Origin of the sequence: Simiduia curdlanivorans (genome assembly GCF_030409605.1) — a bacterium.
GTDB lineage: Bacteria > Pseudomonadota > Gammaproteobacteria > Pseudomonadales > Cellvibrionaceae > Simiduia > Simiduia curdlanivorans.
This window is the reverse complement of record NZ_JAUFQG010000006.1, coordinates 1,280,079-1,300,598: the sequence shown is the minus strand read 5'-3', so window position 1 is coordinate 1,300,598 and position 20,520 is coordinate 1,280,079. Positions and strand designations below refer to the sequence as shown.

Genomic DNA, 20,520 nt, shown 5'->3' with positions numbered 1-20,520 from the left:
GCCGGCTCGATCATCGTGGCGTTCAGCTCTATCACAACCTCTCTAGTTAGGTAGATAGCTGTAGCTGCAATTAAGATTAGCAGGTAGGGATTCAGTCATTTGAGGTAGCCATGTCAACTGCGCCAAGTTCAATGCAAGCAAACAGCCCTTGGTGGCGTGGAGCCGTCATCTATCAGGTGTATCCAAGAAGCCTAATGGATGCCAATGACGATGGTGTGGGTGATATTCGCGGCATTATTGGCAAGCTGGATTACATAGCGAGTTTAGGTGTAGACGCCATTTGGGTGTCTCCCTTCTTTAAATCGCCAATGAAAGATTTTGGCTATGACATTAGCGACTATCGCGATGTCGACCCCTTGTTCGGCTCGCTTGATGATTTAGATGCGCTCATAGCGCAGGCGCATGAGCGCAATATTAAAGTCATGATCGATCAGGTACTGAGCCACACCAGCGATCAGCACGCTTGGTTTGAAGAGAGCCGGGCCAGCCGCGACAATCCAAAATCGGATTGGTATGTGTGGGCCGATGCCAAGCCTGATGGCACGGCACCGAACAATTGGATTTCTATTTTTGGTGGCTGCGGTTGGGAGTGGGAACCGCGTCGCGGGCAATATTACCTGCACAACTTTCTGAAAAGTCAGCCAGATTTAAATTTCCACAATCCCGATGTACAGAATCAAATTTTAGCGGAAGTGGAGTTTTGGTTGGAGCGCGGCGTCGATGGCTTGCGCTTGGATGCCATCAATTTTTGTTTTCACGACGCGCAGCTGCGCGATAACCCCGCCAAGCCGCCAGAGCAGCGTCAGGGCCGCGGCTTTAGTGAAGATAACCCCTACGCTTTTCAATACCATTATTACAACAACACCCAGCCGGAAAACCTCGCATTTCTTGAACGATTGCGCCGTTTAATCGACCGCTTCCCAGGTGCCGTGACCCTTGGTGAAATTTCGTCCGAAGATAGTTTGGCCACCATGGCTGAATACACCGCTAATAATGAGCGGTTGCATATGGCCTACAGTTTTGAATTGTTAGTGCCAGAGTTATGTGCCAAACACATTCGCGACACAGTGGAAAACCTGGAAGCTAGCTTAGGTGAGGGCTGGCCTTGCTGGTCGTTATCGAATCACGATGTGGTGCGCGTAATGTCGCGCTGGGGTGGTGGTTACAACCCCGTGCTAGGTAAAACCTTGCACGCACTCGTGGCCTCATTGCGCGGTAGCGTTTGTTACTACCAAGGTGAAGAGTTGGGACTAACTGAGGCCGATATCGCCTTCGAAGACTTGCAAGATCCCTATGGCATAACTTTCTGGCCAAACTTTAAGGGCCGCGACGGCTGCAGAACGCCTATGCCTTGGCAGTCGAATGAAAAAAATGCCGGTTTTAGCAAGGTAAAACCCTGGCTGCCGGTATCTGAGGCGCACGCCGCGCTCGCCGTTGATGTGCAGGAAGCTGATGCTAATTCAATGCTACATTTTTATCGCGGCTTTATGGCCTGGCGAAAAGATCAACCGCTATTGCTCGGTGGCGAAATTCGTTTCGCCAGCGCTCCTGACGGCTGTTTACTGTTCGAACGCTTTGATAAAGCCGATGGCGGCCAATCTTTGTGGGCGGCCTTTAATCTAACCGATAAAACGGTGCAAATCCCCATTCCCGCGACCTTGTCGATGCTAGATGGCCATGGGTTGCAAGGTGCAAGCTTGGAAGAGCAAGTACTTAATTTACCTGCTTATACCGGCGCCTTTATGCGTTAATTTTTTGTATGACCTCGTTTTTGCTCTCTCGTCTTCGCCCAGCCCCGCTGGGCTTTTTTATGAAATACAGGAAGTATGAATGCCGTGAAGGGCAGGACGCCCGAGAACGGCGCGCTGCAGATCACTACAATCTATATCGCTCTCTCCATCCATGGCGGCTGTATGCCGCAGGAGCGGCATATCATTTATAAAAGTTTAATGGAAAAACCTACTAGCAATTGAAAATCACACAAAAAAAGGAATTCAAGTGACAATAGTATTCAGATTATTCAAATGGTTGTTGATCGCAATATTTACGTTATTGATAGCGTTGGTGGCCTACATAAATTACACGATCTACTCATTTGATACAAAGACCTTGCCAGATAAATACGGCGAGGTGAAAACAAAACTGTTTTTAAACGAGGAAGTAGGTCAACCTTTAGTTATTGGCCTTGGCGGTGCTGAAGGTGGCAATAGCTGGGCTGGAAAGCACGGAGAAAAACAGAGAAAGCTACTCCAAGAAAATGGCTACGCGTTTTTATCAATCGCCTACTTCGGCGCTGATGGTACACCAGAACAGCTCGATAGAATTGCTATCGAAGGCGTCCACAAAGCTGTGATAGAGGCCTCGCTAGATCCTAGAATAAACTCAAATTGCATCGCCGTTATGGGCGTTTCTCGCGGCGGCGAGCTGGCGCTGCTTATGGGTAGCTATTATGAAGAGTACAAAGCCGTGATAGGCATAGTTCCGGGTAGCTCGGTGTTCGCAGCGCTAAATGAAGCGATGACAACGCCTGGATTCGCCTATAACGAAAAGCCTCTTCCTTTTGTCCCTGTACCATGGAGCGCTACTCCGGATTTAATATCAGGTAACTTACGGGGCGCTTTCGAAAAAATGATGCAAAATGCCGAAGCTATGGAGGCTGCGGCCATAAGGGTTGAGAATATATCTGGACCTATACTGCTCATTTCTGGTACTGATGACGAACAATGGCCATCAATGGAAATGTCTGAAATTATGCTCAGCCGGTTGGAGCAAAATAACTTCCCCTACCCAAGCCAGCATATACCATTAGTGGGTGGGCACAATGAGCATCATGATAACTTTGATAAAGTGGTGAGTTTTCTTAATGAAAATTTACTACCCCAACCAGACTGTTCACGTTAATGTCCAAAGTTGAGTTGCATCTTTTTTATAATGCATAAAAAATTACGCCTTGCAGACGCCAGAAGAGGTGAGTTCTTGTATCGCGCTGTCCTTGATTGTTACAAGGGCAGCGCGCCTCTTCTGGCGCTGGATAGCCAGACATTATAAATTTTATAAGCACGCAAAATTTTATGGCACGTCGAACGAATAAACTCCGAGCTTATGTCGCACCCAGCCAAACAATCTCATCCTCGCTTAGTTAAAAACCGAAAGCGTCAAGAAAAACACCCAATTAAACCCCGCGTGCAAAGCTACAGCACTTTTAATATGCCCGTGCCGTTCGCGAAAGTAACCAAAAAGTAGCGACGGAAAAAACACGGCCAAGGTTAGTGTGGAGACGCCGCGGCTGGCGATGTGTAGGAGCACAAATATTGCGCTGGTGATGAGGTTGGCGGCGCTGATGGCGCTAAATTTTACAGGCCAGTGACGCAGAATGATTGGCTGAATTTGGCCGCGAAAGACGATTTCTTCTAATAGTGGGTAAATAAGCGCGAGTAAGAAAAAGGCGAGTAAAGAGGCGGGTGATAAGATGCTTGCGCGCAACACAAAACCGGCGCTGGCACTAAGCAAAAGACCAGCGCATAGGGCGATTAACCACTGGCGGTCTTGCCACCAGTGATTGGCTTTAGGCGGCGCGCTTTCTGGCAAGTGCGACACGTTTCTTTACAAGGCCGAGGCCGGCAATTAACGCCAATAGCCAAAGCGTTGGGTCGAAGGGTGAGCCGCTACCCGCCGCGCAACCGCCACCACCGCCGGTAGAGCCAAAGCGGGATAACTTGGAATCATCTTCCTCTTTTTTGATCACGCCGACTGCTTGCCAGGCGAGCGCCACTTGGGCCGCCGCATCAGCGCCATAATTGGCCGCTGCCGCCTCCATACCAGCGCGCGCGCCTATGAAATCCTCGTTCGCCGTCCAGTAATTGTGCAGTGCATCGGTGGCAATTTTGATCGCTGTATCGACACCAATACCCGTTACCGTTACGTTATTGTGGGTGCCGCCGTTGGCGAGCAAATAAAACATTTTGTTCGGTACGCCACTGTTGGTGTGTACGCCGCAATAATCGTTAAAGCAGACATCCGGTGTTGGGCAAGCAATGGTATCGGTTGCTTTCCAGTAGGTGCCTTTGTAGGTATCGGGTTGATTGAATGCGCGCGGGTTAGCGAGATCGCGGATCGTCTCGACGCCCTCACCGAGGGTCCAGTTGTCCTCGCCGTTGGCAAACTCAACGGCAACACCCATCCAATCTGAGTAAGCTTCATTGAGGGCACCGGATTCCCGTTGGTACACGAGATTGACCGCGCGATCAGAAATGGCATGGCCCCATTCGTGCGCGGTTACGTCTAGGGCAGCTGCTAAACTGTGAGGGTAATAATTGCCACCTATGTCGGTAAAATCGCGCGGCGTAAAGACGATTTCACTGCCATCCCAGAAGGCGTTGTAGAGTGAATCGGCCGGATAGATTCTACCGCAAAAAGGTTGCGCTACGGGTGGGTAGGGCGCATTGGTTTGTGCATGCATGGCGGCGCCGTTTTGATCGTAGCTGTTGAAGCCTAGGACATCGCGCCAGTAGTCGTACACCTTGCCGGAATTCATTAAGGCGTCGGCCAATTCACCTTGTTGCGATGAATCAAAGTGGTTGTCGCTGTCTTTGGCGTTATCTGCTAAAAAGTAATCTCTGTTCAACCAATAGCCGAAAATTCGACGGGCGCTTATTTCTCCAGTGCCGGACATGGCGCCGGTATTGGGGTTGCCATTAACGCCGGCCATGCTGGTACGCCGGCTAATGTCTCTGAGCATAAAACCGTCGGCGGGGTTGACCTGCGTGGTGGGTACATTGGCGTAGTCATTACCTAACTGGCCGGTTGCGGTACCGAACTTTAAGGTGTCGACAGTGTTGGCTTCACTTAAAATACTGGGCGGGTTGTAGTTACAGGCCTCGATGGCATACACGGCCGCGCTAACGGTGCCGTTACTGGTCCGATCAATGACTAAGCTGGCGACGCTGTTGTCAGCAGCGGCCACCACATGGTCGAAACTGTTCCCGCTAGGCTGGCTTGCGCTGTTGTTAATGAGCAGCGCGCAGCAACTCTTGCTCAGTGAATTTGAGCAGGTGCTATTTGTGCTGTAGCCAATTTCATAACTTTTTCCTGCGACCGTCTGAAAACTGTAATGTGCTATTTGGCCTTTTGCGAGCGTGGCTGCGTGCGCCGTCGCAATAAGGTTACAGCTTAGGAGTCCAAAGGCTAGAGTAGGTAACCATTTCATAGTGACAATGCCTTTTGTTAATTAATAGTTAGTCAATGGAATGGGGTGGCGCAGGGTGTTTTTTACGTCAATGAGCTCGCCCGTTTCTGCGTCGAGCCAATAGCTGTAGCGGCCTAGTTGTGCCTTGGAATTTATATCGAGATGCCAGCGGATGTGCGGGGTATTGCTGAACAGTAACAACTCAGCATTTAATAGCCGTAGCTTCTGCGGCTGTTCTGCGCGTAACCCGGCAACAGTGGTGAGGGCTTGTACTTTATCGATTAATCCATCGATATTTGTTTGAGTCACATGGTCGATAAGCTGTTGACTTGGCCTGACAATGTTGCCGTTAACACCACTAAGGCTATTGTTCGTGTTTACGTGCACGATAACTTCCATGTCAGCAACGGGTATGCCTGCAAGGGTGCGCAGAAAACGAAAGTGCTGCACACCAAATTGATCCTCGCTGCGTTTCTTTAATAGAAAATCTTCGGCTGATGCTGACAGTAAATCCGAATTTTCAGATAAAAATTGCAGGGCGATAGCGAGGGCTGGATCTCTTTTGCTACTGGCGCCGGCGATAAAACTTTGGCTTGTCGGGCTCGGTTGTTGAGCGCCGTCAATGCTAAAAAGCCCTTCGGGTTGAGCTTGGCTATTGCTGCTGAGCCTTACACTGGACGCTTGATAGCGTGCTTTTAACTGCTCGGCTAATGCCGAGCTATCCGCGGCCGCGGCGGGAAGCGCCGTACAGGCCAGAGCGGCGACCAACCAGGGAATGAAATTTGTCATTGAATATATCCTTTATCGCTTGCCAGCGGAGGTGTAGAGCTTTGATGGGCTTATATTGACTCCACATGACCCTACACCTTAACGGTGATGTCTAGTAATAGCTCAATGGTTATAGTCTGGGTATCTTTAACCTGAGTATTAAGTAAAGCATAGGGTTAATTTGGATACTAAACGAAAAAGCTGCCTAATCCCTCAGAATTTCATCGCATTAGGCTTGCCGTGGTGCGCCCTTATGCCCAAATTTGTTTGATTTTGGGCCATGGCTGTTTGCTTACCGGCTTTTATACCTTAGCTAAAGACTGCCGGATAGCTTGGGTGAGGGTTTCTAGGGTGACTGGCTTTTGTAACTGGATTAACGGTGTAGCTTCAGCACCCAAGGTGGGTTGGGTATCCGCTTGTCCGCCCACTAAAATGATCGGTAGCGAGGGATGTTGGGTGTGAAAGACATCGATTAAATTTAAGTCGGGTTCATGGCTGTTTAAGTCTACATCCGCCAACAAGACATCGGGCGGTGTAACGCGGGCAGCTTTTAACGCTGACTGGGTTGAATGAGCACAGGATACTTGGCAGGATAATTCTTGCAGTAAAGTACTCATGGCTTGCAATGCATCAGCTTCATCGTCTACTACGAGTACTTTGATATTTTGCCAAGCTAGTTGTGGTAACTCTTCGCGCGGCGCATGCGTAACTGATTGCAGTGAGCTGCTGGGTAGTAGTAGCCGAATACGCGTGCCCTTACCCGGCGATGAGCGCAGGTCTATGTCTATATCGATGAGTTTTGTGAGGCGTTTGACGATAGCGAGGCCAAGGCCCAAACCTTTGCTTCTATTTCGCTCCGGGTTGTTAAGCTGGTAAAACTCTTCAAAAATTTTAGCCTGTTCTTCGCTCGGTATCCCTTGCCCGCTATCGATAACCTCAATGCAGGGGCGACGGTCTTCGATACTAAAATTGAGGTCGACGCCACCTTTGTCTGTGTACTTAATGGCATTGCTCAAGAGGTTGCGAATAATGCGTTCGAGCAAGATGGGATCTGTTGAAATATCCAGGTGCTCGAGACCATTGATACCGAGGTGTAGATTTTTCTGCCGCGCTGACTGTATGTGTTCTTCGAAAAGCCGGCTCAGTAAGGTGTGTATATCGATCGTTTTGATGTTGACGTCAACAACGCCAGCCTCGAGTTTTGAAATGTCGAGCAGTGTGTCCAATTGCGCTGCCAGCGCTTGAATGGCGTTGTCCATATGGCTGGCTATCTGTTTGCTTTTGGTGTCGATATCGCGCCGGATAAGCGCCGCCGAAAATAAACTTAGGGTGTGAATAGGTTGACGCAAATCGTGGCTGGCGCTGGCTAGAAATCGCGTTTTTGTGTGGCTGGCCATTTCTGCTTGGTTTAACGCTTGCTGAAGTTTGCTGTTGAGTTCACTTTGCTCGGATCGAATTTGGAATGAGCGTAAATAGAGCCGCGACGTGTCGCGCGCCAGCGAAATCATCAAGCCGAAGAACATTGCGATAAGCACGGCGAGGCCCGGGCCAATCCACTCGGCTTGGTTGGGCGTTGCTAGGCTGCCCCATATAATCACCAATGGTAGTGCAATGGGAGCAGCGTAGGATAAAAACAAAGGCAGGTGACCTGCTGTTGTGGCAATGGCGCCGGTGCATAGACCCATCAGTATTAGCGTGTGTACCGCGCGCTCCACTTCGGGGATAAAGGGAAACACCATCAGCGAGCAAGCCATGACTAGGCCATTAATTAAGCTGAGCCACACGCTAAGATTAAGGCCAGTTTGGGGCCTATCTAAAAAGTGAGTGTCTATCCTGCTGAGAATTAGCCAGCGCAGCATCAGCACGGCGAGAGCGGCACAGGCCCAGCCGGCGACAATAGCCTTTGGCGCACTCATCCATGCCAGTGCTGCAATCAACAAAATTGCGGGAATTTTTCCGAACGGAACGCGACCACTTTGTCGCGCCAAGAGGTGCAACATCTCTTGTTTGGCGGCGAAGCTTGCGGTGTTATCAATAGGCGTATTCACGACGTCCTGTCTCTTCAATATGACGGTTTACTAAATAACGTAAAGGTAAACCGCTAAGAAATGGCATGTGCTGCCACCTAATACAAATAGGTGCCAGATGGCGTGGTTGTAGGGAATGCGCTCCCACTTATAAAAAATGGCCCCGATGGTGTAAACGAGGCCGCCCGCGAGCAGCAACCAGAGTGCGCCAGAAGGCACTTTAGCCAACATTTCCGAGGTGGCAACGATAACCAGCCAGCCCATCATAATATAGGTAAATAGCGATATTTTAGGAAAGCGGTGGCGAAAGAAAAGCTTAAAGAAAATGCCAAATAGCGCCAGACTCCATATCACCGCAAAGATGGTCCAACCCCAAGCACCGCGCAAATTAATGAGCATAAACGGCGTATAGGTGCCGGCAATCAACATATAGATAGCGCAGTGATCTACCACTCTTAATACGCCCTTAACCTTGGGGTTGGGGACGCTGTGATACAAGGTTGACGCTAAAAAAAGGAAGACCAGACTCGAGCCGTAGACAATGGCGCTGGTGAGTTTCCAGCCGTCGTCGGCCGCTACCGAAACGATCACCATGAGGGTTAAGCCAATGATACTGAGCAGGGCGCCCAGCCCGTGGCTGATGCTGTTAGCCAGCTCCTCAGCAAAAGAATACGCTTTGAGCGAGGTTGGCGAATTAGGGGCAGGGCTAGTCATGCGGCACTCTTGGCTGAAACGGACAGTGGGACGAGTATACCTCGAAAGAGTACTCATTATGTAGGGCGCAGGAAAAAGGGGAAGCAAGCTTCCCCTCGATACAACAGATATAGACGCCTACCAAATCTTGACCCGGGCTTCAGGCGCTAGAAAGAGTGCGTCGCCCTCTTTCACACCAAAGGCGTCGTAGAAAGCAGGCATATTGCGCACAATACCGTTGGTGCGGAACTCGCTCGGCGAGTGAGGATCGGTGACCAGACGTTGAGAGAGCTCTTCATCGCGGTATTTGCGCGCCCACACTTGCGCCCAGCCCATGAAGAAGCGTTGCTCGCCGGTGAGTTCATCGATCACCGGTGCGCTTTTGCCCTGCAGTGACAGCAAGTAAGCCTTGTGCGCGATGGTTAGGCCGCCGAGGTCGCCAATGTTTTCGCCCAAGGTGAATTTACCGTTTACAAATTCGCCCGGCAGTGGCTCGAAGGCATTGTATTGCTCGACCAAGGCGGTGGTACGCTTTTCGAATTCGGTTCTGTCGCTGTCGGTCCACCAGTTCCTGAGGTTGCCGTCGCCATCGTACTGCGAGCCTGAATCGTCGAAGCCGTGGCCGATTTCATGGCCAATCACCGCGCCTATACCACCGTAGTTAACGGCGTCGTCGGCAGCTAAGTTGAAGAAGGGTGGTTGCAATATGGCGGCCGGGAAAACAATTTCGTTGGCTACCGGGTTGTAGTAGGCATTCACGGTTTGCGGCGTCATAAACCATTCGGTTTTGTCCACCGGCGCGCCTAGCTTGCTGAGGTTTCGCGCGTACTCGAATGCCGCGGCCCGCATCGCGTTGCCAAATAAGTCATCGGCCTTAATGACTAGAGACGCGTAGTCTCGCCATTTGTCTGGGTAGCCAATTTTGTAGGTAAACTTCGAGAGTTTTTCGCGCGCGGCGACCTTGGTTTCCTCGGTCATCCACTCTAAATCGTTAATGCCTTCGCCAAACGCTAGCAGTAGGTTGTTGACCAATTGATCCATGCGCGCCTTGGCTTCGGGCGGGAAATGTTGCTCAACGTAGATTTTGCCCACGGCCTCACCGATCACGTCATCGGTGAACTGCACCGCGCGTTTCCAGCGCTCCTGTTGCTCTTCAACACCGCGCAAGGTTTTGCTGTAGAAGGTAAAATGTTCGTCGTCGAAGGCTTTACTGAGCAGTGTTGAAGCGCCGGAGATCACCTGCCACTTGGCATAGGCCTTCCAATCTTCTAGGGATTTAGTGGCCAGTGTGTCGCCAAAAACGGTTAAGTAGGACGGCTGGTAGACGATGATATTTGCTTGGCCGTCGATCCCGAGCGCCTGCGCCCAGTTGCCCCAATTAACGCCGGCGCTGAGGTTGCTGAGCTCAGCTAAGGGCATTTTATTGTAGGTTTTCACCGGGTCGCGGTTATCGACTCGCTGCCAGTGGCCCTGCGCCAGTGCCTCTTCGATGGCGTAGACTGAGTCGGCGTTGGCCGCGACATTGGCCAGTGCAAAACTGGCGAGAATATGCTTTTTGTAGGCGGCGCGAATGGCCTGGCTCTTCTCATCTTCTTTAAAGTAATAATCGCGATCGGGTAAACCGATACCGCTTTGATAAGTGTAAACAGCGTATTGCGTCGCATCGCGCTTATCCTGATTGATAAAGACTGCAACCGGTGTGTTGACGCCAACGCGGGCAACCTTGCCAAACCAGGTCAGCAGCGCGTCTTTCGACGCCAGCGCATCAATTTCCGCAAGGCTCGCCGCAATCGGGCTGGCACCCAGTTGTTCCAGTTTTTCGGTGTTCATATAGCTTTTAAAAAAGTCGCCGACTTTTTGTTGCTCAGTCCCTTCCTTGGCAGCGCTTGCTGCAGCCGACTCGATAATGGCGCGCAGCTGCACTTCGGCATCATCGGCTAGCTTGGTGAAGGAGCCGTAATTGGATTTATCCGCTGGAATAGCGGTTTTGGCTAACCATTGGCCATTCACATGACGGTAAAAGTCGTCTTGCGCGCGCGTACTTGGCTCCATATTGCCAAGGTCGATACCGGCTACCAATGCTGGTGCCTTTTTAGCTTCTGGTGTTGCTTCTTTGTCGCTGCTGCAGCCGGCTAATAGGGCGGCTGTCGCGCACGCTACCAGAGCAACTGAGCGTAGTGGTTTGAATGTCGAAACAGTCATGGGAAGTCCTTTGTTCGGGTTATGTCTTATGGTTTTACCGTGTAAACCCCTACTTTAGGGGTTAGGCGCAAAATCTGGCCTAGGTGTGTGCTTGGCCTCAGTTGTATCGGCCACCTAAGTTACCTAGGACGAAGTGGCAGCTAAAAGACGTAACGGCAGCGGCGTTTACTTGCCTTGGAGCGTCGCTTGTAACCGCGTCAGACCGCGCCGGATCGGGCCTTCGATGAGCGGCTTGAGCAGCCAGCCTGTGCCGGGGAGCTTGGCACTAAAGTCGATGGTGTAAAAAAGTACGCAGCCGTGAGCATGGGGTTTGAATGCAAGCCGCCCCCAGTGTTCCTTGACTGGGCTGCCGCGGGTGATTCGATACTCCATCAAATCCGGCGCATCAAAGCGGGTTATCGTCTCGTCAAATGAGAGACCTGGCGCGATGGTGATTCTGCGCACCGCGCCTAAGCCATTGCGATTGGTTGATTTGCTATCAACGATCCGCTGAATATTAGCGCCGACGATCTTGCCGAACTGTACGTGATCGCTAAGCTGCTGAAATAAGGCTTCAGGTGTGCAGTGAAACTGCAGTTCTATTTCGATGTGTTGGTGGCTCATTAGGTCTCGCTTATTTGGGGTTATGCTCTTGCCGCAAGCCGCAAGCCGCAAGCAATGAGCAAAAAACGACAAGTGCTGGGCTTGTGCTGCCGCACCTCTGCGGGTTGAACGGATGTGAACGCTAGCTGATAAGAATATTAGCTTAACCTTTCGGGTCTGTTAATGACCGCTATCACAGGGAGCACAGGACTATGTGGCGGTTTAGGCACTGGTTCGCGCTGCAACGTTTAGCAAGGCTAGCGTTTAGCGTGAGGATGAGTCATCACCGCATTTGGTAAACACGCGAACAGATTGGGAGTAAAGTTATAAAAAGTTTTCGCCAAAGATAAATTGAAACGTCATTTGGCGTGTCGATTGCGGTATGGATTTTTATGTCTGATTTTTCTTTGCTGCCGTTTTACTTGCGATGAACGGTTGGCCGCTGCTTGTCGACAGGTTGTCGCAGCAGGCGACTGATTTGGCTGCGTTGAATGGATGCACTAGCCGACAGTTAGTCGCAAGCTTGTGGTTAGTCTCTGCTCAACACCTCCTCGCCGATATAGGCTTTTGAAAAAATGTAAACCAGCAATACTGTGACTAACCGAGCGGCAAGGCGCCACTTGGATGGGATGCTTCCCTCAAAAAGAAAAGTCACAGGAGCTCGATCATGAAAAATTCAAAAAAAATACAAGGTGTAGCGTTTGGCATTTTTATCGGCGCTTGTTCTTTGGCGTTATCTGGTCTGGTCAGTGCCGACACGCACATCGAAAGAAATGGCGTTAAATATACCGTTGTTGATAATGACGCCGCCAGCGTGTGTAAAGCGATTGTTAGAGATCAGCCGGGCCAGTTGCGCAGCGCACTTTATCACGGCATCCGCGGCGTGGAGCGCCAGCGCGCTCATACGTATTACCAATGCAATGAGAAGAACTTGTTGAGTTTTGCGCACGAGGTTAAAGCTGAAAAAGTAACGTCTTACCTCGCGCCTAAGTTTAACAGGGGCGAGGTTGTTACCACCGAGGAGGTGGCGTCCCGATAGTTGTGGTAGTCGAGAGGTTGATTGCGCCGCTCTCAGCGGCGCACCAAATAACCCTGAAATTTTCAGGGTTATAAATGTTGCTTTTTTAAATGCGTTTCGGCCTGAGTGTCCTCCCTGTGCTAGCCTCAAAGGCAGTGTTTTTGTTTTGCCTAGATGAAGGTTTATGGCTCAGGGAGGGTTATATGGCATCACTATTTCTCAGAATGCGGCTCGTGCATTGGATCGGCATGGCGTTGTTGCTCGTCAATGCGTTGGCTTTTACCGACAATACTGTTAGCCGCGTTATTCAATTTGTGCTCATCGCCGTGCTGATTGTCCACGACATAGATGAAAAGCGTTGGGGTGTCGACGCGCTTAGCGCGATCGCGCGCTACTTTCAGCACTTCGCAGATAAAGATCTATCGGTAAAGTGCGATGTGAACACCTCGCTGAATGCTGAAATGGGCGACATGGTGTCCACCATCGATCAGTTTCGAGAGGAAATTCGGGGCGCCTTAGTGGACATTAAACAGGTGGCCGACACCAATCAAAATGTCGCTAAGAAATTAACCGACACGAGCAAAACCATGGGCCAGCGCATTACTCAGGAGGTGGCTGCCGTGAGCCGCGCCAAGCAGTATATGCAAGAGATGCAGGGCTTGTCGCAAGCGGTAACTCAGCGCGCCGATCAAACCAACATTCAGGTGACCGGTGCCAACCAGCAGCTCCAAGCGTCGCGCCAGAACATCGGCACTATGGCTGAAATGGTCGATGAGCATGTGCGCGCCAGCAATGATATTACTGAAAATTTTGCCAAACTCTCTGAAAATGCGCTGAAGATTAAGGACGTCTTGGCGGTTATCAACGGCATCGCCGATCAAACTAACCTCTTGGCCTTGAATGCCGCCATTGAAGCCGCGCGCGCCGGCGAGCACGGCAGAGGTTTCTCTGTGGTGGCCGATGAGGTGCGCGGCTTGTCTCAGTCTACGCAAAATAGCCTCACCGAGATTAACGAAATTATTTCCGCTATTACCAGTGCTATCGATCTTGCGGGCAAGAAGGTGGAGCATCAAAAGAGCTCACTTGAAGCCTTAAAAATAACCTCCAGCGAAGCGGCGGATGTGATTGTGAGCGCCTGTGATGTCATGCAAGAGGTCGCGGAGCTTACCGGTCAGCGCAGTCAGCAGGGCAACTCGAATATACACAGTATCAATAAAAAAGTGGAAGAGGTTTTGGTGGAGGTTGATCAGTTGGCCGTATCCACGGGCATGTCGGAAAAAGACATTGGCTATCTGTTAACGATAGCCAATGATCTCTCTGCAACGGTGGATAGCCTGCGCAATAAAGTCGCTGTGTTTAAAACTTAAGCGGCCGGTTGCTGCTGGGTGATGCAGTGGATATTGCCACCGCCGAGCAATATCTCCCGCCCGGGCACCATAACGATATCGCGGTCGGGAAAGCATTGCCCGAGAATGGTTTTGGCGGCGCTATCTTTTTCGTCATCGAAGCTGGGCGCAATGATCGCGCCGTTGATAATTAAAAAGTTAACGTAGGAGCCGGCAAGGCGAATGGCGGGATCGCGCGGCTGGGAGCCAGCCACCTGATCTATGCCCTCACACTCCACTGGTGTGGCAAACAGCGGCCCGGGAATGGGCATTTTTACCACCTTTAAGGTCCGGCCTTTGGCGTCGGTGGTATTTTGTAAAACCTCCCAAGCAGCCTGACAGCGCGCGTAGTTGGGATCTGTTGCGTCGTCGGTCCAGCACAGCAATACTTCGCCTGGCCGGGTAAAGCAGCAAAAATTATCCACGTGGCCATCGGTTTCATCATTGAATAAACCCTCTGGCAGCCAGATCACTTTTTCGATATTGAGATGTTGCGCCAGCGTATGCTCGATGACTTCACGACTCAAATGCGGGTTGCGATTCGCATTGAGTAAGCACTCTTCCGTGGTAATCACCGTACCTTCGCCATCCACGTGAATGGAGCCGCCCTCCAACACAAAGTCGTCGGTGCGGTAGCGCTGCACTTGCTCTAGCTGGCAAATTTTGCGCGCCACCTGATCATCTTTATCCCACGGGAAATACAGTCCGCCGTTAAACCCGCCCCAAGCGTTAAAGCGCCAGTCGACCCCGCGCACCTCGCCTCGGCCGTTAATCACAAAGGTGGGGCCGGTATCGCGCACCCAGGCGTCGTTGTTGGAGATTTCCACTACCCGAATGTTGTCGTGGTCGCCAAGCTGTTCCGAGGCATTTTCAAACTGTGCCGCAGAAACGCCAACGGTAAGTGGTTGGTAGCGCGCAATAGCGCGCATGACGGCCACAAATGCTGCTTGCGCGGGCTTGGCCCCTAAGCGCCAGTTATCGGTTCGCTCGGGCCATACCATCCAGGCTTGCTGCTGTCGCGCCCACTCGGCGGGCATGTAAAAGCCATCGGCTTTGGGGCTGCTGGTGAGTGGTTTCATGAGGCGAGGTCACCATCCAGCGTTTTGATTTGGCCGTAGAGATTCGGGCGGCGATCGCGAAACACACCCCAGGCGGTGCGAATTTTTTCGAGCTCGTCTAAGTCGAAGGTGTGCACCAAAACCGCTTCGCTAGTGTCGTCAGCTTCCGCTACTTTTTCGCCGAACTGGTTGGCGATGAATGACGAGCCGTAGAAGTTGATGTGGTAATCCTCTTGGTCTTCGCGGCCGATGCGGTTGCTGGCAATTAATGGCATTAAGTTGGCGCCGGCGTGACCCTGTTGTACCCGCTGCCAGTGATCGCGCGAGGATATAGTGGGGTCGTGCGGCTCGGTGCCGATGGCAGTTGGGTAAAATAAGATTTCCGCGCCCAAGAGCGCCATGGCGCGTGCGCATTCGGGGAACCATTGGTCCCAGCAAATGCCGATGCCAATTTTGCCGTACTGGGTGTTCCACACTTTGAAGCCGGTATCGCCGGGGTTGAAGTAATACTTCTCGTGGTAGCCGGGGCCATCGGGAATGTGGCTCTTGCGGTAGTTGCCCAGAATGGTGCCATCGGCATCGATCACCACAATGGAGTTGAAGCGCGCGCGGCCGGCGCGTTCAAAGTAGCTGATGGGCAGTACCACGTTGAGCTCTTTAGCGAGCTTCTGAAAATGCGCGATGGCGATGTTTTCGTCCAGTGCCGTGGCGAGCAGGGCGTAATCGGCATTGGGCTTCTGGCAAAAGTAGGGGGTTTCGAAAAGCTCTTGCAATAGGATGATTTGGGCTCCTTGCTTGTGCGCCTGACGCACCAGCTTTTCGCCATTGGCGATGTTGGCATCGCGATCCCAAGAGCAGGCCATTTGTGTGGCTGCAACCGTAACCTTGCGGGACATAGTCTTTCTCCTGATAGAAACCTGTAGGGCTAATAGACGATTAGACGCCATCTTACCGCCCCGCATCGAATAAAAAAAATCACCTATTCAGGGTGTAACCGGTAAATGGCTGGTTTGATCGTGTGACAGTCTAGCGCCGAGTGTTGGATAATGGCCGGCTTTGCAGTGAATGAACGCGGGCAATAACGACTTTTCTATGGTGCATATCAACGTCATTACCGGTTTTCTGGGCGCCGGCAAAACCACGCTTATACGCCATCTATTGGCGCACAAACCCGTGGCAGAGCGCTGGGGCGTGCTGGTTAATGAGTTTGGCGAAGTCGGTATTGACGGTGCTCTGTTGTCATCTCCGGCCACCGGCGCCGTGATTAAGGAGGTGCCGGGTGGTTGCTTATGCTGTGCGAATGGCTTGCCGTTTCAAATCGCGCTGAACCAATTGCTGGCTGCTAAACAGTTAGACCGACTGTTGATTGAACCCACGGGTTTAGGCCATCCGCTCGAAATTCTCGCACTCTTGGCTCAGCCCTGCTATCAGGCGGTAAGTCAATTAGGCAGCACCTTAACCTTGGTGGACGCACGAAAAATTAAAGACCCGCGCTATACCGAGCACGCGCTTTTCAACCAACAGCTGCTGGTTGCCGATTATATTTTGGCCGCTAAAGCCGATACCTATAGCGCCGATGAATACACCCAGCTTAATCATTACGTAACAGCCCTCAGACCAAAGGCGCCGTTTTCCATCAGCGCCATTGAACAGGGCGCTGGGCAAATAGCCTGGTTGCAGGGGGCGGCTCAGGCTTGGCGCTTGAATGCATCCACCGCTCAAGCGCGCAAATCAGACAGCAGCGCCGCTAGCGCACCACTGTTATCGTTGGCACCGCAGTACAACAGCCAAGGCTTGGTATTTAAGCACAAATACGCCGATGGCTTTCACGCCTATGGCTGGGCCTTTGCCCCAGAGCTGGTTTTTTCCTCCGAGGCGCTAGAGCACTGCTTGCTCGGGTTAAGCTGCGAGCGATTAAAAGCGGTTATGATCACGCACACCTGTGTGCGAGGGTTTAACCTAGCTGATGGCGTTTTGAGCGTGACCGAACTCGATGATTGCTTCGATTCGCGGCTAGAGCTTATTAGCCTTGAGGCTATCGATGTTGCCAGCCTTGAAGCGCGGTTACTGGCCTCCCTAGTAGCTTCTTAGCTGCAAACTCGCATTCTCTAAACACCAGCGTTTTATCTGCAGCTTGTCTGCCGCTTGGGCGCAGCGGAAGTCGGTTGCCACCAATCTACCTTCTGCCATCAAGCGCCTTAGCGCCACGGCATCAATTTCGACCATCAGGGTGTGTTCCAGAGAATTTTTCATTTTCATGGCTCCTGTACTTGTCAGCGCGGAAAAGACTCGTTATCTTACATGCAAATGATAATCGTTATCAACAAGGTGTTTGCATGGAGTATTTATGTTTACGGCATCGGGTGCAGGTGGCTCGATCTGCCGAGGTGGCACAGCAGTTGTGGCGCGGCGCATTTTGCCACGGCCAAGAGGCCTATCTACGCGGTCACTGGCAGGCCGCCGAGCGTTTCTTTGGCTGTACCTTTGCGATCGCAAAAATTCGCATGAATGATGTGAGCCAGGGGCAATTGAGTGCGTTTGATGAAACGCAGTTGGTGGTGTCGGCTGAATATTTTGCCCAAGTCTTGGCTCAGTTATCGAAATTTTCCGAGGCCGATGCCGTGTTGCAATTTGTTCGTCACCATTTACTGCGTAAACTGGCACAGAAAAATAGCACGCAGAATAAATCGTCTTGTTTGAAACTTTATGTGAAAACAATTGACGCGATGGGATTAAAAATTGCCGAGCAGCATGTCGCTAATCATGTTAATGCCATGACTGTTTTGGAAAGGAAAAAAATGCGTAGCCGCACTCATTAATAAAATTCGGCGGTCAATAGCAAAGCCCAGTAAGCGCTTTGCTATTGATGCGCCGGTCTGTCAATGGTCGACAGCAGGAGAGCAATGAAACGGTAAGAACAACACTATTTATTGTTATCGCGTGCTGGCTTTAAATTCTTGTAGCGCTGTGTTGTATTCGTCGGCGACTGCGTAAATCTGATCGACTAGCGCGTTGTGTTTACGGCTTGAATTAACACATTTCAAGTGCTCTTTCGCCGCGTTGATGTAGCTTTTAATCTCACTTTGGGCGCTTAACATGCTTGCAGTGCTACGCTCGGTAGCTGCAGGAACCGCTGGCGCAGCAGGTGCTGTGGACATGTCACAGGTGGCCGCTGTTGCAGTACCGGTCATCATGACTAAAGTGCTCATGGCAATAATTGTTGAAGCGCGTGTCATTAATCGCATGGTAAATACCTCTGTCTCGTCATCATCAGTAAGCTAATGGGTGTCGGCGTTTTGCCTGACTGCACGACTAGTATTGCATCTGCTGTGCCAATTTTTACAAAACGACTTTTTTTGTATTTTTGCGCAATTTTAATTCGATAAGCTTAAAAAAATATTATTAATATTTCCTGTTTTGTCATGACAGTAAAAAGCGATAGATAAGGGGGCGCTAAAATAGGGCGCAAGAAATTGCCTTTTTGCTGGCTTGCACTGATATCGTGCAAAAAATTATTGCGGGTCAAGCCTGCTATTCATTAAGCAGGTTTTACACAAACAGACTTTATTGGCCTGGGTGCTATTGAGCGCCTGCCGGCTGTTAGTCATGGGTTCGATTTGCATACACCAACAGGCGCTTGTCTCTGGCTGTTCGACTAGAGCGCACTGATTGGGTTGCCGGCAGTTGGGGCAAATAGTTTGCGCTTGTTGCTTTGATGGCTTCAGGTCATTGGCGTTCATAGCGTTCATAGCGTTCTCGGGCGGTGGCTGGAAGAAGCGGTTAGTGTTGCTAGCTTACTCGCCCTTGGCCTTAGACACGACGTGCACCCCTAGTGAGGGAAGGTTGTACCCGTGGGCTGGCATAGATTGATCGGGTTGAAGTATCAGTTTCGCACGGTTGATTGTCGATTTTTTTTACATTTAGTTGGCTCGACGGTGCATGGAAATTCAGTAATATGTTGATTTTTAATAGGTTTTTAAGGTTGGCTCAGTGCTTGCTTTTAAACGGATTCAGGGTGCAATCGTTAATAGTGGATTTGCAGACTTTTGATTTCAATGGATTGGTTAATTTATGTACAAACTAGCAAAGTATTCAGTCGCCTTAGTTTTAGGCTTGGTATTGGCCGCCTCTGCCAACGCTAACTTAATTGTTAACGGTAGCTTTGAAGATAATGATGTTGCCGAAGGCACCTGGCAATATTTCGCAGCCGATGATGTGAATGGCTGGGATGGCAGCAATATTGAGATTTGGGATGGTTTGAACGGTGTTGCCTCGGCCGTGGGCGAGCAGCATGCTGAATTAAATGCGCACCCCTACGCCGGTGAGTTTTCTATTTTCCAGAACTTCGCCACTGTGGTTGGCCAAAGCTATGATGTGTCTTTCTTCTATAGCGCCCGTCAAAGCAATGCCGAGTCCTTCGCTTATAGCGTGGGTTCGTTGATGGGTGAATTAACCGATCACGTGGTTGGCACCTGGAGCCAGTTTCAGGGTAGCTTCATTGCGTCGAGCGAAATGTCGCAGATTCGCTTTACGTCAATCACCAATGGCACTGTGGGTAACTTTCTCGACGGTGTTGTGGTAGCCGCTAGCGTACCTGAGCCGGGTTCATTGGTTTTGTTGGCCCTCGGTTTATTTGGCCTTGGTTTTGCCCGCAAAAGTATCGCTCGCTCTTAGTCCGCGCGAACCTCTCTCTAGGTTCTGCCTGTTTAGAAGCCGCTCTTGTAGCGGCTTTCTGCTTTCTGTGCCAACCGACTTTTTATCGGCCGGCTGCCGCGTTATCGAACTCTTGCTTGCACCGGCGCGGACATTCTATAAAATTCGCCGATTAACGCCGGCGCCAATTTGTCGCGGTTCATCACAACATCTGAAAATAGAGAGCAACGCCCATGGGTGCCCAGTGGAAAGCTAAACACCGTGAAGCCGCGGCCAATGCCAAAGGCAAGCTGTTTACCAAGTTAACCAAGGAAATCATGATTGCCGCCCGCACTGGCGCAGACCCAGACATGAACCCACGTTTGCGCATGGCGGTTGAAGCGGCGCGCAAGCAATCCATGACCCGTGAAACCCTCGAGCGCGCTATCAAGAAAGGCTCTGGCCAGCTCGATGGCGCCGTCAGTTATGAAAAAGTAGTGTACGAAGGTTTTGCCCCGCACCAGGTGCCGGTTATTGTCGAGTGTTTAACCGACAACGTGAACCGCACTATCTCTAATATCCGCGTTTTGTTCCGCAAGGGGCAGTTGGGTGCCTCGGGTTCCGTTTCTTGGGATTTCGATCATGTAGGGCTGATTGAAGCCTCGCCCAGCGCGCCCGACGCCGATGTGGAGCTGGCCGCCATCGAGGCCGGCGCACAAGATTTCGAAGTAGAAGACGACGGCTCGGCTCTGTTCATTACCGACATGACCGATCTCGACTTGGTCTCTAAGGCGCTGCCCGACTTTGGCTTTAGCGTCGATTCAGCCAAAATTGGCTACCGCCCGAAAAACCCGGTTAGCTTGGCAGGTGAAGCGCTGGCCGAAGTTGAAGCCTTTCTCGGCGCCATCGATGACGATGATGACGTGCACGAGGTTTATGTCGGGCTCGCTGACTAGTCGGCGGGTCGAGA

General features: G+C 51.3%; 20 protein-coding genes. 8 read left to right on the top strand and 12 right to left on the bottom strand.

Annotated elements, in window-relative coordinates; translation table 11 throughout:
- Nucleotides 1-110: 110 nt before the first annotated feature.
- A complete protein-coding gene (locus QWY82_RS19635) occupies nucleotides 111-1,751 on the top strand; it encodes an alpha-amylase family glycosyl hydrolase (RefSeq protein WP_290265626.1) in 1,641 nt (546 codons plus the stop codon).
- 247 nt (nucleotides 1,752-1,998) lie between these two features.
- Complete coding sequence (locus QWY82_RS19630; protein WP_290265624.1) at nucleotides 1,999-2,901, top strand: acyl-CoA thioester hydrolase/BAAT C-terminal domain-containing protein; 903 nt, start codon at nucleotides 1,999-2,001, stop codon at nucleotides 2,899-2,901.
- Nucleotides 2,902-3,135: 234 nt separating this feature from the next.
- On the opposite strand, the gene mrtJ is transcribed toward QWY82_RS19630, so the two are convergent.
- The 7 genes from mrtJ to QWY82_RS19595 all read right to left on the bottom strand — a co-directional run bounded on the left by mrtJ (nucleotide 3,136) and on the right by QWY82_RS19595 (nucleotide 11,478).
- On the bottom strand, nucleotides 3,136-3,588 hold the full coding sequence (gene mrtJ, locus QWY82_RS19625; protein ID WP_290265623.1) for a JDVT-CTERM system glutamic-type intramembrane protease MrtJ: 453 nt from the start codon (nucleotides 3,586-3,588) through the stop codon (nucleotides 3,136-3,138).
- Nucleotides 3,566-5,206 carry a M4 family metallopeptidase gene (locus QWY82_RS19620; protein ID WP_290265620.1) on the bottom strand — a complete coding sequence of 547 codons (1,641 nt, stop codon included), beginning with the start codon at nucleotides 5,204-5,206 and terminating at the stop codon, nucleotides 3,566-3,568. Before QWY82_RS19620 ends, mrtJ begins: the two co-directional genes overlap by 23 nt.
- Nucleotides 5,207-5,227: 21 nt before the next feature.
- Nucleotides 5,228-5,974, bottom strand: a complete 747-nt coding sequence (locus QWY82_RS19615) for a hypothetical protein (protein WP_290265617.1) — start codon at nucleotides 5,972-5,974, stop codon at nucleotides 5,228-5,230.
- Between the two features lie 281 nt (nucleotides 5,975-6,255).
- Nucleotides 6,256-8,001, bottom strand: coding sequence for an ATP-binding response regulator (locus QWY82_RS19610; protein WP_290265615.1), 1,746 nt, complete (start codon nucleotides 7,999-8,001; stop codon nucleotides 6,256-6,258).
- A 30-nt stretch (nucleotides 8,002-8,031) separates the two neighbouring features.
- A complete protein-coding gene (gene trhA / locus QWY82_RS19605) occupies nucleotides 8,032-8,694 on the bottom strand; it encodes a PAQR family membrane homeostasis protein TrhA (RefSeq protein WP_290265614.1) in 663 nt (220 codons plus the stop codon).
- 117 nt (nucleotides 8,695-8,811) lie between these two features.
- Nucleotides 8,812-10,875, bottom strand: a complete 2,064-nt coding sequence (locus QWY82_RS19600; RefSeq protein WP_290265612.1) for a M13 family metallopeptidase — start codon at nucleotides 10,873-10,875, stop codon at nucleotides 8,812-8,814.
- A 165-nt stretch (nucleotides 10,876-11,040) separates the two neighbouring features.
- The gene (locus QWY82_RS19595; protein ID WP_290265610.1) at nucleotides 11,041-11,478 is read right to left on the bottom strand and encodes an SRPBCC family protein; all 438 of its coding nucleotides are present in this window, start codon (nucleotides 11,476-11,478) and stop codon (nucleotides 11,041-11,043) included.
- A 646-nt stretch (nucleotides 11,479-12,124) separates the two neighbouring features.
- Here QWY82_RS19595 and QWY82_RS19590 point away from each other — a divergent pair.
- Nucleotides 12,125-12,496 carry a DUF3718 domain-containing protein gene (locus QWY82_RS19590; RefSeq protein WP_290265609.1) on the top strand — a complete coding sequence of 124 codons (372 nt, stop codon included), beginning with the start codon at nucleotides 12,125-12,127 and terminating at the stop codon, nucleotides 12,494-12,496.
- Between the two features lie 182 nt (nucleotides 12,497-12,678).
- A complete protein-coding gene (locus tag QWY82_RS19585; RefSeq protein WP_290265608.1) occupies nucleotides 12,679-13,842 on the top strand; it encodes a methyl-accepting chemotaxis protein in 1,164 nt (387 codons plus the stop codon).
- Here the strand turns inward: QWY82_RS19585 and aguA are convergent.
- Nucleotides 13,839-14,939, bottom strand: coding sequence for an agmatine deiminase (gene aguA / locus QWY82_RS19580; RefSeq protein WP_290265607.1), 1,101 nt, complete (start codon nucleotides 14,937-14,939; stop codon nucleotides 13,839-13,841). The genes QWY82_RS19585 and aguA overlap by 4 nt on opposite strands.
- Nucleotides 14,936-15,814, bottom strand: coding sequence for an N-carbamoylputrescine amidase (gene aguB / locus QWY82_RS19575; protein WP_290265606.1), 879 nt, complete (start codon nucleotides 15,812-15,814; stop codon nucleotides 14,936-14,938). Before aguB ends, aguA begins: the two co-directional genes overlap by 4 nt.
- Before the next feature lie 169 nt (nucleotides 15,815-15,983).
- On the opposite strand from aguB, the gene QWY82_RS19570 reads away from it, so the two are divergent.
- Nucleotides 15,984-17,009, top strand: coding sequence for a CobW family GTP-binding protein (locus tag QWY82_RS19570; RefSeq protein WP_290265604.1), 1,026 nt, complete (start codon nucleotides 15,984-15,986; stop codon nucleotides 17,007-17,009).
- Here QWY82_RS19570 and QWY82_RS19565 read toward each other — a convergent pair.
- On the bottom strand, nucleotides 16,995-17,171 hold the full coding sequence (locus QWY82_RS19565) for a hypothetical protein (protein WP_290265602.1): 177 nt from the start codon (nucleotides 17,169-17,171) through the stop codon (nucleotides 16,995-16,997). The genes QWY82_RS19570 and QWY82_RS19565 overlap by 15 nt on opposite strands.
- 83 nt (nucleotides 17,172-17,254) lie before the next feature.
- Here QWY82_RS19565 and QWY82_RS19560 point away from each other — a divergent pair, with 83 nt between their 5' ends.
- Nucleotides 17,255-17,737 carry a hypothetical protein gene (locus QWY82_RS19560; RefSeq protein ID WP_290265600.1) on the top strand — a complete coding sequence of 161 codons (483 nt, stop codon included), beginning with the start codon at nucleotides 17,255-17,257 and terminating at the stop codon, nucleotides 17,735-17,737.
- A gap of 114 nt (nucleotides 17,738-17,851) precedes the next feature.
- Here QWY82_RS19560 and QWY82_RS19555 read toward each other — a convergent pair whose 3' ends face one another.
- Together QWY82_RS19555 and QWY82_RS19550 are read right to left on the bottom strand one after the other, a co-directional pair.
- Nucleotides 17,852-18,163: a hypothetical protein gene (locus QWY82_RS19555; RefSeq protein ID WP_290265598.1), complete on the bottom strand. Its 312-nt coding sequence runs from the start codon at nucleotides 18,161-18,163 to the stop codon at nucleotides 17,852-17,854.
- 267 nt (nucleotides 18,164-18,430) lie between these two features.
- Nucleotides 18,431-18,667 (bottom strand): cysteine-rich CWC family protein, encoded by a 237-nt coding sequence (locus QWY82_RS19550; protein ID WP_290265596.1) that lies wholly within the window; start codon nucleotides 18,665-18,667, stop codon nucleotides 18,431-18,433.
- A gap of 322 nt (nucleotides 18,668-18,989) precedes the next feature.
- On the opposite strand from QWY82_RS19550, the gene QWY82_RS19545 reads away from it, so the two are divergent.
- Both QWY82_RS19545 and QWY82_RS19540 read left to right on the top strand, forming a co-directional pair.
- A complete protein-coding gene (locus tag QWY82_RS19545) occupies nucleotides 18,990-19,592 on the top strand; it encodes a PEP-CTERM sorting domain-containing protein (protein WP_290265594.1) in 603 nt (200 codons plus the stop codon).
- 212 nt (nucleotides 19,593-19,804) lie between these two features.
- A complete protein-coding gene (locus tag QWY82_RS19540; protein WP_290265593.1) occupies nucleotides 19,805-20,506 on the top strand; it encodes a YebC/PmpR family DNA-binding transcriptional regulator in 702 nt (233 codons plus the stop codon).
- Nucleotides 20,507-20,520 lie beyond the last annotated feature (14 nt).